The organism is Arthrobacter sp. W4I7 (assembly GCF_030816215.1).
GTDB lineage: Bacteria > Actinomycetota > Actinomycetes > Actinomycetales > Micrococcaceae > Arthrobacter > Arthrobacter siccitolerans_A.
This window is the reverse complement of record NZ_JAUSXU010000001.1, coordinates 967,672-980,989: the sequence shown is the minus strand read 5'-3', so window position 1 is coordinate 980,989 and position 13,318 is coordinate 967,672. Positions and strand designations below refer to the sequence as shown.

The following is a 13,318-nucleotide window of genomic DNA, read 5'->3' as shown; positions in this document are numbered from 1 at the left end:
AAGACCATGAACGACGTCGTCAACAACCCGCGCGGTGGTACGGCCACCGTGCACGCCGCCGGGGTGTCCATCAAGGACCTGCGCAAGTCCTACGGGACCAACGAGGTATTGAAGGGGATCAGCCTGGACGTGGCGCCGGGCGCGGTGGTGTGCCTGATCGGGCCCTCCGGTTCCGGCAAATCCACCCTGCTGCGCTGCGTCAACCTGCTGGAGCAGCCCAACCAGGGCAGCATCCACGTGGGCGGCTTTGAAGCCACCCACCCTGACGTGGACATCGACAAAATGCGCCGCAAGGTGGGCATGGTGTTCCAGCAGTTCAACCTCTTCCCGCACCTGGATGCCAAGCGCAACTGCTCCATCGCCCAGACCAAGGTCCTCAAGCGGTCACAGGCTGAGGCGGACAAGGTGTCCATGCACAACCTTGAGCGCGTCGGGCTGGGACACCTCGCCGACCGGTTCCCGGACCAGCTGTCCGGCGGCCAGCAGCAGCGCGTGGCCATTGCCCGGGCGCTCAGCATGGACCCCGAACTGATGCTCTTCGACGAGCCCACGTCCGCCCTGGACCCGGAAACGGTGGGCGATGTCCTCTCCGTAATGCGCAACCTCGCCAAGGAGGGTATGACCATGCTGGTGGTGACCCACGAGATGGGCTTCGCTCGTGAAGTGGCCGACCGCGTGGTGTTTATGGACGGCGGCGTGGTGGTGGAGGAAGGCGTGGCCGAGCAGGTCATTTCCGCCCCTACGCAGCCGCGCACCAAGGAGTTCCTGCGCCGCGTGCTGGATCCAACGCACATCGAGATCGAGGAATAGGCGCACCCGCGACCCCCTGATTCGCTTTCGACGCACAGATGCCCTGTCGCTACCGGAATTCCGGCAGCGACAGGGCATTTGCGCGTTATATCGAGTTCTGTCTGTCAAAAGGCAGCAGAGCAGCGTACGACGGCGGGACGCGCCAACCGATGCCGGCTTTCGTTCCAGCCGGCCCTTTACTTCGCCGCGTGCGGGAGCCCACAATGGTCCCTCTACAGCCTCCACTGGCTCAGCAGCGCGCTGCCCATCCGGCTCCGTCCATCCCGGCCGGTCATTAAGAGGAGCGCTGCTATGACAGATCGGACAACCACATCCCGGGCCACGTCTGCGGTATCTGATCGAGCTGCAGGGCTGGCATCAATTCCCTCATTTCAGCGGGTGGACGCCTACATCACGGCGGCCAGCCTGCGCCGGAAGGGCCAGTCCGACGTCTGCGATTTCACGTTCGGCAACCCGCACCAGATGCCGGCCGACCGTTACGTCAGTACGTTGCGGGACGCCCTTACTCCGCAGAATGACCAGTGGTTCGCCTACCAGACCAACGGCGAGGCCGCCCGGGAGGCTGCCGCGGAATCCCTGCAGCGGCTGCTGGACGTGCCATTCCGGATGGAGGATATCTACCTCACCACCGGCGGCTTTGCCGCCATCGCCTTGGCGCTGAAAACGGTCGCCGATCCGGGTGATGAGGTTATATTCAGCCTGCCGCCGTGGTTCCTGTACGAGCCGCTGATCCTTGAGGCCGGACTCGTTCCCGTGAAGGTAAAGGTCAACACCACGACGTTCGACCTGGACCTCGACGCCATCGGCGCTGCCATCACTGAGCGCACCAGGGTTGTGATCGTCAATTCGCCCAACAACCCCACGGGACGGATCTATCCTCCCGAACTGCTGCTCCGGCTGGCGGAACTCTTGGAGGCGGCCTCGGCCAGGATCGGCCAGCGGATCTACCTGGTCTCGGACGAGGCCTACAACCGGATTGTGTTCGAGGGCGTCCGCTTCCACAGTCCGGTGGAGTTTTATGCGCACACGCTGCTTGCCTACTCCTACGGCAAAACCCACCTGTCCCCCGGCCAGCGGGTGGGCTACCTGGCGCTGCCACCGGCGATGCCGCAACGGGAGGAGATGCGCCCGGCCATCACCGGCCTGCAGGTAGCGATGGGATGGGTGTACCCGAACGCCCTGCTGCAGCACGCGCTTCCCGAACTGGAGAAGTTCTCCATCGACGTCGGACAGCTGCAGCGGCGCCGGGACCGGCTTGTCGATGCCCTGGGTGGCATGGGTTACCTCGTCCACCGGCCGGAGGGCACGTTCTACCTGTATGTGACGTCCCCGATTCCGGACGACGAGGCATTCACGGAGGCACTCGTCCGCCGGGATGTCTTTGTTTTCCCGGGCGTGCTGTTTGAGACGCCGGGTTTCTTCCGGATCTCCCTTACGGCCAACGAGGGCATGATCGAACGCAGCCTGCCTGCCTTCGAAGCGGCGATGAAGGAAAGCGTGAACAGGAACGGGACATGAGCCAACGGACCTACCCGCAGGGTGTCCCATGTTGGATCGACACAGCAGCCTGACGTTGACGCGTCACCGCGCCAGCACTCCCCCGACGGCCACGGCAACGGCCTCCTTGATCCGGGCATGCAGGGCGCGGAGGCCGCTGCGATCCGTGCGGACTTCGATGATGCTGCGGCCTTCCACCGGCCGGGCGAGCGCTTCGGCGAGTGCCGCCGTCGTACTGACCGGGCTGTGCCCGACGCCGTACGCTGCAGCGAGTGCCGCAATGTCCACTGAGTGCGGGGTACCGAAGAGGCGTTCGACGGCGTCACCGTACGTTCCGGCCTCACGCACCGCGCCGTGTTCCAGCAGGTCGAAGATGGCCCCGCCGGAATCGTTGAGGACCACGATCCGAAGCTGCGGCTGCTCCTCCCCTGCCCCAACCAGCAGGCTCCCGGCGTCGTGCAGGAACGTGACGTCGCCCAGGAGGACAGTGGTTTCCTGCCGGCCGCCAAGGGCGATGCCGGTGGCGGTGGAGATGGTACCGTCGATCCCTGCCAGGCCCCGGTTGGCGTAGACGGTGGCGGCGGGCTCGGGCGCGGGCAGACCGGCCAGGTCCACGTCCCGGATGCCGTTCGAGGAACCCAACATCAGCTGCCCGCGGGTGTGCTTCCAGACGAGTGACCCTACGGACGGGCCGGTGGCCGGCGCGTTTTCGGCGAGGACAAGGTCCAGTGCGTGCTGGGCTGCCGAACCCGCGAGCAGCCAGGTGTCCAGCCAGTCGGACGGGCCGCGGCCGGCGAAGTCTGCGAGGTCGGCGAGGTTTTCCAGGGGCAGTTCGGTGCGCCTGCCGGGCTCGTACCAGGCGACGGGAACCGGCTGGTACAGAGCGGACGGCACGTCTGCGCGTGCAAGGAGGGCCGCCACCGGCCGGGACAACGTGGGCCGGCCGAACAACACGACCCGTTCGATGGGCTGCGCTGCACCAGGCCCGAAGTGCTCCAGCAGCAGCCGGTACGGTCCCACGGCGTTCGGCCCGAAGCGGGCATTCGAGGAAGGCTCCGCCAGCAGCGGCAGGCCGTGGGCGCGGGCGAAGGCCTCGGCGACCGGACCGGCGTCGTGGCCGGCTACCACCACGGTCCGGCGCTCGGGCAGGTCCGTGGAGGCGGGCGGCAGGTTCATAATGAGCGGCTCCGTGCCGATGCGGTAGCGCTGGTGTTCAGCCGGCGCGGATAACCGGTCGGACGGCTCCGGAACCAGCGGATCACGGAAGGCAAGGTTGAGCTGAACAGGCCCCGGGGCCAGATCCGGGAACGCGCCGGTGGCGGCGGAGAGACCTGTCTGGACGGCCCTTTCCGGGTTGGAGCCCGCGGGAACGTCGACGGCGAACCGCACCTGGTCGCCGAAAATGTCGGGCTGGACGGTGGTCTGGTTGGCGCCGGTTCCGCGGAGCTCGTCAGGCCGGTCCGCGGAGAGGACGATCAGGGGGACCGCGGCGTGGTTGGCCTCCATCACCGCCGGGAGCAGGTTTCCGACGGCGGTCCCGGACGTGGTCAGGACGGCGGCCGGCGACCCGGTGGACAGGGCCAAACCAAGGGCGGTAAAGCCGGCGGAACGCTCGTCGATGCGGACCAACAGTTCCATCCGGCCCTGCGCCGAAGCCTCAGCCAGCGCGTATGCCATGGGCGCCGACCGGGAACCCGGCGAGACCACCACGTGCTGCACGCCGCCGTCGACCAATGCCCCTACGGCGATCCGCGCCGCAGCCAAGGCCGTCAGCGAGGGTTCCGCGTCGGAAGAATCTGCGTCGGAAGTGTGGGAGGCGTCGGGGGCAGGTTCGTTCAGCGAAGTCACCAAACCAGTCTGCCACCCCACGACGCCCCATCACCTCCTGCACCAAAACCCCCGACGCCCCATCACCTCCTGCCGCTGTGGACCGAAAGGTGATGGCGCGTCGCGGGAAAACCCGCGAAAGGTGATGGCGCGTCACGGGAAAACCCGCGAAAGGTGATGGCGCGTCCAGGGAAAACCTAGCTGCGGAACACCTGGACCACGGCGGGACGCGGGGCACGCACCTGGCCCGCTGCCGGCATCGTACCTGCGGCAACGTAATCCGGGAAGTAGGAGTTGGGCTGGTCGAAGGTGCCTTCCTCACCCGGGTGCTGAACCGCGACGAACACGGTGCGTTCCTCGTCGTGGATGATGGGTCCGCAGGTCTCGGCGTCGCGCGGAACGGCGAGGAACTGTTCCACCTTGCCGCGCTCGGCGCCATCCAGCGTGACCTTGAAGAGGCCGTCGTTGTAGCCGATGGTGGAGGGGGCGCCGTCGGTGGAGATCCAGAGGTTGCCCACCGAGTCGAACGCTAGGTTGTCCGGGCAGGAAATGGGTGAGACCTTGTCCGCCGGGAACCCGGAGAAGTAGGTGGCGCGGGGCAGGGCCGGATCGCCGCAGACCAACAGCAGGTTCCAGTTGAACCTGGTGGAAGCCTGGTCGCCGGTCTCGGTGATTTCCACGATGTGGCCGTCGCGGTTCTGGTTGCGCGGGTTCACCTCCGTGGCGGCTTCATTGGTACCGGTTCCGCGGTTGGTGTTGTTGGTGCAGGCGACGTAGACCTTGCCGGTGTGCAGGCTGGGCTGGACGTCCTCGCAGCGGTCCATCTTGGTGGGGCCAACCTTGTCCGCGGCCAGGCGGGTGTACACGAGGACCTCTTCGACGGACATCCCGTAGACCGCGGACTTGCCGCCGACCACCAGGGGCAGCCATTCGCCGGAGCCGTCGAAGGCGCCGTCTGCCGGCACAGCCCCCGTGCCCGTGATGTCGGCTGCCGGCGAGTTGCCGGTGAACCTGGCGACGTACAGGTCGCCCTCGGAAAGCAGCCCCATGTTGTGCTTGCGGTCACCCTCACGGTAGGTGTCCTTGGAGACGAATTTGTAGAGGTAGTCGAAGCACCCTCGTGCTTGAAGCGCCCCATCGCAGAGTGCTTGCGGGGCGTGGAGGTGGGGTCGAACGGGTCCACTTCAACGATCCAGCCAAAGCGGTTGGCCTCGTTCTCATAGCCCGCGTTGCGGGTGTCGAAGCGCTTGTCGTCGAGTTCCCACTGGCGGGCTGTCGGCTTGGACGTCAGGCCGTAGCGCTTGTCGGAAGTGGACGTGCCGGGGGAAACAAAGTAGCCGTTGAAGTTTTCTTCGCCGGAAAGGATGGTGCCCCAGGGGGTGGTGCCGCCCGAGCAGTTGCCGAACGTGCCCTTGATGGCCTTGCCGGCGGGGTCGGCCACGGTCTTGACGAGGGCCGAGCCGGCAACGGGGCCGGTCAGTTCGTAGGTGGTGTCGGAGAGGAAGCGGCGGTTCAGCGGCGCGCCCTTGATGTAGGCCCAGGGTTTGGTGGTGTTCTTGCGTTCCAGTTCCACGACGGCGAGGCCATGGGCTGCGCGGCCGATGGCGCGGGTCTCCGCGGCGTCATATCCGGCCGGGACCATGATGTTCTCGTTGGTGTACTCGTGGTTGGTGAACAGGACAGCGCGGCGGCCCTTGCTGTCCGGGATCTCCAGGATGTCCGTGTAGTCGTTGTTGTAGCCGAACTGGCGGGCCTGGGCCGCTGCGGTCTGCTTGCCCAGGTCGAAGTCCGGCGAGTCGTTGAAGAGCGGGTCACCCCAGCGGATGATGGGCTGCCAGGTGAATCCTTCGGGAACGGTGAAGGCATCCACCGCCTTGTCCACCGGCGCGATGGCCGTGAACTGCAGCTTGGACTTGCCGAAGCCCTCCTTCGCCGCCTTCGACAGACCGGCTGCGGAGGCTGGTTCAGCGGAGGTCACCGCGGAACCGAGTACGACGGCGAGGGCACCCGCGGCGCCCAGGCCCAGGGCGGCGCGGCGGGACATCGTGGCGGAGGCGATGTCGCGGAAGTAGCTGTTGGAGCTGGTGTTGCAGACGTCGCCGGCGCAGGCCTTGTCGCACTTGAGCGCACAGGTGACAGCACTGCGCTTGCCCTTGGTATGGCCGAGCATCGGCAGGAGCGGAAATTTGCGGGCAGTCGTTTCAGACATGGGGGCCTTCCAGGGTGTTTCTATGAGGTCCCGCCCACCCTGTCAGCCGATTTCTACGTCAAGTAGTCAGCAAGGTGAAGTTCCGGTTAACCGCTTGTGACCTGCAGTAATGCGTGGACGCGGCGGAGCCGGGCCAGCCACCAGTCGCGGCGTTCCCGGGACGCTGCATACTGCTCAAGCAGCCCGGCGTCGGCGCTGACGTCGCGGAGGCGGATCGCGCCGTCGTCGGCCACCAAAGGATCCGTGGTGACGTCCGATTCGAACAGGGATACCGTCCCCAGCCCGCACGCATACGGCAGCTCGGGAAGGGCGGCCGCCAGCGCAAGGCCCGCGCGGATCCCCACCGACGTGTCCAGCGCCGAACTGACCACGGCGGGAAGCCCGGCCTGCGCCACGATGTCCAGGGCGCGCCGCACTCCCCCGAGCGGTGCCACCTTGACCACGATCAGGTCCGCCGCTCCGGCCCGGGCCACCCTCAGGGGGTCGGACTCCTTGCGGACGCTTTCATCGGCCGCGACCAGGACCGGTGTGCCCGCCAATTGCAAAGCGCGCCGCACCTCGGCCAGGCCCTCGATGGTGGGAACGGGCTGCTCAGCGTATTCAAGTCCGACGCCGGCCAGCCGGGTGAGTGCCTTGACGGCAGTGGGGACGTCCCAGCCGCCGTTCGCGTCCACGCGGATGGCGGCGTCCGGAAGCGCGGAGCGGACAGCGGCGAGGCGGGCGGCGTCGTCGTCGAGCGTCTGGCCGCGCTCGGCGACCTTCACCTTGACCGCGTCCACCCGGCCAAAGCGGGCAAGGACCTCCGGCACGCGTTCAGCCGCAACTGCCGGAACCGTGGCATTGACCGGGATCACCGACCGCAGCGGTTCGGGAAAGCCTGCCCAGCCGGCCTCGATGGCTGCGGCCAGCCAACGGGACGCTTCGGCGTCGCCATACTCGGGGAAGGGGCAGAACTCACCCCAGCCGGCCGGACCGCGCAGCAGCAGCGACTCGCGCTCCATGATGCCGCGGAACTTCACGCGCATGGGCAGGCTGACCACGTGCGCACCGGCCACGAGTTCCTCGATGGCGGGCAGGTCAGGCGGCGCTGTAGGCATGGACCCACTGTACAAGCGGCCACTGACAGGGCCCCTGCGGGGAGGAGCGGGGGCCGGGCCGCGGAGACTGGCTTGAGCGGCCGCGGCCAGCCTCGGCTGCTACTCCTTAACCACCCGGATGGTGCCCAGCGACGGGTCGGCCGGATCGGGCAGGACCATGCCTGCCTTGAGGCCGGACTCGAGATACTCGATGACCGCCTCGTTGATCCTCTCCCCCGGGACAATCACCGGGATCCCGGGCGGGTAGGGCGTGATCTGCTCGGCAGCCACCCGTCCTGCCGCTTCCCTGGCCGGAACGTCCTCCCGGGGGCCGAAGAAAGCGTCCTGCGGGAGGGCCACCGTCTCCAGTTCCAGCTCCGACGGCGAGGGCAAGGAGATGCGGGCAGGTGCGGGAAGCGTCGGCGCAGCTTCGATGAGCGCCTGCAAGGCCTCCAGAAGCCGCTGCGCGGAGGCGTCGTCGTCGGCCATGGACAGTGTTGCCATGATGCGGCGGTGGTCGCTGAGGCCCATGTCCAGCCGGCGGTGTTCGCGCAGCCAGTCGGCCCCCTGGTAACCGCTGATGCCCAGTTCGGAGAGGTCCATCAGGATCTGCATGCGGTCCAGGTCGTGCGAGGACTCGGCCGCCAGAAGCTCATCTTCGAGCACATGGATTCCCGGAAGCGCGTCAATGTCGCGGCGCAGCCTTCGGGCCAGGTCCAGCGCATTGCCCAGGAGTTCGGTCCCGTGCTGGACCATTTGGCGGCGCCAGCCATCCATGGCCGAGTACAAAATGACGTTCGGGCTGGTGGTCATCAGCAGGTCCGCGCACTCGGACAGGTGCGCCGGGTCCACGAGATCGCCTTGGACGTGGTAGACCGAGCCCTGCTCGAATCCGGCACCCATCTTGTGCACGGACACCACGCAGACATCCGCGCCGGCACTCATCGCCCAGGTGGGAAGGCCCTCGTGGAAAGGCAGGTGTGCGCCCCACGCCTCATCGACGATGAGGGGCTTACCCCGGTCATGGCAGACCTTCGCGATGCCGGCGATGTCCGCACAGGTCCCGTAGGGCGTGGGGCTGACAATCAGCGCTCCGGCAGCCTCCGGATACCGTTCCCACATCTCCTCCACATCCGCCGGTGACGGCGGGTGGGCCAGGTGCAGCTTGGTGTCCCAGCGGGGCCGGATCCAGCGCGGCTGAACGCCAGAAAACACCAGCCCGGCCGTGATCGACTTGTGCGCGTCCCGGCTGACCAGCAGGTCACCTTTGCCAGCGGCCACGGCAAGGACTGCAGCCTTGACCGAAAGGGAACTGCCGCAGGTGGAGAAGAAGGCCTGCTGCGCGCCCACGGCATCGGCCATGAGCTGCTCGGCTTTCTTGAGGTACCCGCCGGAGGATGAACGGTCGTCCAGGCCCGCAGAGGCCAGGACATCGGAATGGAACGCGTCACCCCCGAGGATCCGGCGCACGCGGGGGTCAGCCCCGCGGCCCTGCCGGTGTGCGGGCGGAGTGAAGCCGTAGCGGTCCAGGCTGTGGTAGCGCTCCATGGCGTCCAGCAGGGGTGCTTCGTTGTGGTCCAACATGCTCTCGCTTCCTTGATGCTAAGTAGGCTTACGATCTTCGTAGTAAGCCATCGTAGGGGAAGCAGCGGGCGAAGTCAGATCCCGGAGCCGGGCCCTAGATCCACTTGTTGTGCCGGAACGTCCAGTAGAGAACCAGCCCCATGGCAATCATCAGGCCCAGTGCGAACGGGTAGCCGAACACCCAGTCCAGTTCCGGCATCGAGCGGAAGTTCATGCCGTAAATTGTTCCCACGAGCGTCGGGGCGAAGAGGATGGCGGCCCAGGACGAGATCCGTTTAACCTGCTCGCTCTGTGCGAAGCTGGACTCGGTGAGGCGGCGCATCTCGTCGTTCTGCCGCTGGGCCACGAGCGCCGCGTTGACGGCGAGCGCGTTCTGCAGCAGTGCGCGGAATGAGGCCACGCGTTCGTTGAGCCGCAGCACGTGGTCCAGCACATCACGGAGATGGTCCTGGAGTTCCGGATCGGGCACCCGCTCCGGCGTCCCGGCCGTCAGGACCTGCAGGATGCCCGCCAGGGGGCTGGTGGCGCGCTGGAAGGTGATGACCTGGCGGGACAATTCGTAGATCCGGCGGGAAACCTCCGGGTCGGCGCCGAAGAGGTCATCCTCGATCTCGTCGATGTCGTTTTCCAGCCCCGCCGCAACCGGCTCGTACTCGTCCACCACCTGGTCCAGGATTCCGTAGAGGACGGCGTCCGGGCCCAGCGCGAGGAACTCCGGCATCGCCTCCATCCGGCGGCGGACCCTCGCGAGGTCCGGAGATTCGGCGTGCCGGACGGTCACCACGTAGTCCTGTCCCACAAAGACGTGGATCTCGCCGAAGTCCACCTTTTCGACGTCGTCCAGGTACCGGGCGGGCCGCAGGACCAGGAACACGCATTCGCCGTAGTGCTCCAGCTTCGCGCGCTGGTGCCCTGCGAGGGCATCCTCCACGGCGAGGGGGTTGAGGTCGAACTCCTCTGCCACGGACTGCAGTTCCTCGGCATCCGGCCGGTACAGCCCGATCCACGCCATCCCCTCACGCTGTCGGAGCGCGAAGTAGGTTTCATCCAGGCTTCCAGGGTCCTGGGTGCGCAGCCCGTCCACGTACACGGCGTTATCGATGATGGTCACGGCGAACCTCCCGGGGACATGGCTGATGACGGTGCGGTGTCCCGGCCCCAGCTTTCGCGTTCCCGCTCCCATTCGTCCAGGAGCGAGGGCATGCGGGCCGCGAGGAACCTGTAGAAACGGCCCATTTCCGCGACCCTCGCACCGGCAGCCGATTCTGCCGGCAAAGCCTCCGCCACGCCGTCGGTCAGGGCAGCAAGGCTCTGGTAGACGGGGCTCCGGCGGGTGGAGGCGATGTACCATTCGTCGTCGTGGAGCGCATAGATGTCGCGGCGGCTGCCCGGCCGGGAGACGCGCTGGACGAAGCCCACCGTCTGCAGGTACCGGACCGCGCCGGACACCGCCGCCGCACTCGCCCCGAGCTTTTCCGACAGCTCCGCCGCGGTGAGCCGCCCCTCCTCGGACGAGACCAGGGCCATCAGCGCCCGGGCCGGCATCTTGGGGAAGCCTGCGGCGTAGAAACCTGCCGCAGCCAGTTCGACGGCGGCATGAACCTCCGCTTCGTTGCCCGCCGCAGCTACCCCCGCCTTCACGGCAACGCCGTTTCCCGCCGCTGCATAGCCGTCATGGCCACGGCTGCGGCGACCCCAGCGATGGCGAGCATCCACCACGCACCGCTCCAAGCCGCCGTCGTACCGCCGGATTGCTTGTGCAAACCCACGGTCCTGATGACGGTCTCCATACCCCGCACACTACTCAGCTTCAGGGATTTGTGAAGACAAAAAATACTCGCTTTCCGGACTGGCTCCGGCGCTTCTTTCGGACAGGCCTGCCGCCGAAATTCCCCAGGTTTCGGCCGCAAACTCGGCGCGCCCCGGCAACACGCCGAGTCAAACACCGGCGTCACAGCAAGACGTGGGGAATCCCAGCACCGGCCGAACCCCGCTGAGCTGGGCCGGGCTGGAACAGTTGTTACACTCGCCGATGTGACCCCCTCCGGCTCCCGCCTTGCCACCCGTCCCTCGACCGGCCCGCTCTATGCGGCAGGATTCGTCACCGCGTTCGGGGCGCACAGCATCGCGGCGGGCTTGGGCGCCCAGAGTGGAAACATCGGCCTCACACTGCTTAATCTGGGCATCCTCCTGGCGCTGTATGACATCTCGGAGGTGTTCCTCAAACCCGTCTTCGGCGCCCTCAGCGACCGGATCGGCCCCAAACCGGTGATTGTTGGCGGACTCTTTGCCTTCGCGGCGCTGTCGCTGATCGGCCTCTGGGCTGACCAGCCGCTGATGCTCGCACTGGCCCGGCTGGGGCAGGGCGCGGCGGCATCCGCATTCTCCCCGGCCTCGTCCTCGATGGTGGCCCGGCTGGCCCGGGGCGGCAAAGCCGGCACATATTTTGGCCGGTACGGATCCTGGAAGAGCCTGGGCTACATCATCGGCCCGCTGCTCGGTGCCGGCCTCATCCTGGCCGGTGGGTTCCCGCTGCTGTTCGGGACCCTGTCAGCGCTCGCGGTAGTCACGGCGGTGTGGGTCATGGCCGCCGTGCCGCACCTGGAGCCGCTCCCCCGCCACCGGTACACGGTCATGGACCTTGCCCGGCAGGTTGGCGAACGGCGGTTCCTGGTGCCCACGCTGGTGCTGGCCGCCTCCACGGCGGCTCTTGGGGCGGCAGTCGGATTCCTTCCCGCGCTGGCGACCCGGCACGGGCTCGGCGCCGTGGCCGGCACGGCCGCCGTCAGTGTCCTCGCGGCCGGGTCCGTGTTGGTCCAGCCGTGGATGGGGCGGATGCGGGACAGCCAGCGCATCACGGACAACAGGGGCACGACGGCGGGCCTGCTGCTCGTTGCGGCCGGCGTCGGTGTGTTGGCGCTGGCCCCAGGCGTGGTCACCATCTTCTTCGCCGCGGCAGTGATCGGTGCGGGCATCGGGGCTGTTACGCCGCTCGGATTCGCCCATTTGGCGGACACCACGCCCCCTGAGCGGATGGGACGGACCATGGGATCGGCTGAACTCGGGCGGGAACTGGGCGACGCCGGCGGCCCGCTGCTGGTGGGCGGCGTCGCCACGCTCACTGCCTTGCCGTTCGGGCTGGGCGCCCTGGCGCTGCTCGTTGCGGCGGCGAGCATCCCGCGCCTGGCCCCGGTCAAGCCGATCCGGCCCAACTAAGTAGCGGTAAGTGTCGTTTTGAGCCTCCAGAACGACACTTGGGGCTACCCAGTTGGGTTGGGCTGGCTCCCAGCTTTTTGTGACACCCTTAACCGGTGACGATTTCGCGGCAGACATCCACCAGGACACCCAGCAGTCCCGCTCCGGGCTCGGCGTTCCTGTTTGTGCTTGCCACGCTCGCCTGCATTGCCGGGTTGATCGCCACGTACCACTACTTCGTCCAGACCACCACGGGCCAGTTCATCGATGAGTCCGCGCTGGTGGAGGCCGTCGCGATCCACGGGCCCGCAGGCAAGGCGAGCACCAAGTTCCTGGACCTGCTGCCCACCATCTCGCTGGTGATGGCCGCCGTCGTGGTCCTGTTTGTCACGGTGATCCGGAAGCACTGGACCGAGGCCGGCATCGCCGTGGCTGCGTGCATCGGTGCAAACATCGCCACCCAGGTACTGAAGGATTTGCTGCCGGCCCGGCCGGACAAGGGCGTGGTGACGCTGGACCTGAACTCGCTGCCGTCCGGGCACACCACCCTGGCCGCCTCGGCAGCCGCTGCGGTGTTCCTGATGGCGTCGCCGCGATGGCGTCCGATGGCAGGTTTTGTGGGCGGTTCGTTTGCCATCGCCTCCGGGGTTTCCACATTGATCAACCAGTGGCACCGGCCGGCCGACGTGGTGGCGGCATTCCTCCTGGTGGGCGCTTTTATGATTCCCGCGGGCTGGCTGATCATCCGGCGCGGGGCATGGAACGCCTGGGACGGCTTCGACGCGCATGTTGGCTCGGCGAAGATCTGGCTGTCGTTGCCAGTGGTGATCGGGCTGACGTCCGCGGCCGTGGCCATGTACTCGCTGGCCCGGATCGCGCCAAGCCCTTGGCAGGAAACGAGCACCACCAACTACTTCTGGGCCGGCATCTCGCTCATAGTCATCGCCGGCTACCTTGCCACCGTGGCCACCACAGCCCTCTTCGCCTACGCCGCCCGACGGCGGGACCCGGCAAAGCGCTGACGTCGCCGCTGTTTCCGGGTTGCCAACACAGAGTGAAGGGGGTGGCCACCGGGCCACCCCCTTCACTTTCCGCTTGCAGTGCTAGCTGCGCTCTGCCT

The 13,318-nt window shown here is 67.3% G+C and carries 9 protein-coding genes and 1 pseudogene; 4 read left to right on the top strand and 6 right to left on the bottom strand.

Annotated elements, in window-relative coordinates; translation table 11 throughout:
- Window positions 1–6: 6 nt before the first annotated feature.
- Together QF047_RS04465 and QF047_RS04460 are read left to right on the top strand one after the other, a co-directional pair.
- Window positions 7–810 (top strand): amino acid ABC transporter ATP-binding protein, encoded by an 804-nt coding sequence (locus QF047_RS04465; RefSeq protein WP_306635072.1) that lies wholly within the window; start codon window positions 7–9, stop codon window positions 808–810.
- A gap of 291 nt (window positions 811–1,101) precedes the next feature.
- The gene (locus tag QF047_RS04460) at window positions 1,102–2,328 is read left to right on the top strand and encodes an aminotransferase class I/II-fold pyridoxal phosphate-dependent enzyme (RefSeq protein WP_307274407.1); all 1,227 of its coding nucleotides are present in this window, start codon (window positions 1,102–1,104) and stop codon (window positions 2,326–2,328) included.
- A gap of 63 nt (window positions 2,329–2,391) precedes the next feature.
- Here the strand turns inward: QF047_RS04460 and menD are convergent, their stop codons facing one another.
- The 6 genes and pseudogenes from menD to QF047_RS04430 form a co-directional block, all read right to left on the bottom strand.
- Window positions 2,392–4,155, bottom strand: coding sequence for a 2-succinyl-5-enolpyruvyl-6-hydroxy-3-cyclohexene-1-carboxylic-acid synthase (gene menD, locus QF047_RS04455; RefSeq protein WP_307274405.1), 1,764 nt, complete (start codon window positions 4,153–4,155; stop codon window positions 2,392–2,394).
- Between the two features lie 176 nt (window positions 4,156–4,331).
- A pseudogene (locus QF047_RS04450) lies at window positions 4,332–6,343 on the bottom strand (PhoX family phosphatase).
- Window positions 6,344–6,429: 86 nt separating this feature from the next.
- The gene (locus QF047_RS04445) at window positions 6,430–7,440 is read right to left on the bottom strand and encodes an o-succinylbenzoate synthase (RefSeq protein WP_307274403.1); all 1,011 of its coding nucleotides are present in this window, start codon (window positions 7,438–7,440) and stop codon (window positions 6,430–6,432) included.
- Window positions 7,441–7,539: 99 nt separating this feature from the next.
- Entirely contained in the window at window positions 7,540–9,003 is a 1,464-nt protein-coding gene (locus QF047_RS04440) for an aminotransferase class I/II-fold pyridoxal phosphate-dependent enzyme (RefSeq protein ID WP_307274401.1), read from the bottom strand.
- Between the two features lie 94 nt (window positions 9,004–9,097).
- On the bottom strand, window positions 9,098–10,114 hold the full coding sequence (locus tag QF047_RS04435; protein ID WP_306635080.1) for a magnesium and cobalt transport protein CorA: 1,017 nt from the start codon (window positions 10,112–10,114) through the stop codon (window positions 9,098–9,100).
- Entirely contained in the window at window positions 10,111–10,719 is a 609-nt protein-coding gene (locus QF047_RS04430; protein ID WP_307274398.1) for a GbsR/MarR family transcriptional regulator, read from the bottom strand. The genes QF047_RS04435 and QF047_RS04430 overlap by 4 nt, the downstream gene beginning before the upstream one ends.
- A 318-nt stretch (window positions 10,720–11,037) precedes the next feature.
- Between QF047_RS04430 and QF047_RS04425 the strand changes: the two genes are divergently transcribed.
- Together QF047_RS04425 and QF047_RS04420 are read left to right on the top strand one after the other, a co-directional pair.
- Window positions 11,038–12,219, top strand: a complete 1,182-nt coding sequence (locus tag QF047_RS04425) for an MFS transporter (RefSeq protein WP_307274396.1) — start codon at window positions 11,038–11,040, stop codon at window positions 12,217–12,219.
- Window positions 12,220–12,314: 95 nt separating this feature from the next.
- Window positions 12,315–13,220, top strand: coding sequence for a phosphatase PAP2 family protein (locus QF047_RS04420; protein ID WP_307274394.1), 906 nt, complete (start codon window positions 12,315–12,317; stop codon window positions 13,218–13,220).
- Window positions 13,221–13,318: the final 98 nt, after the last annotated feature.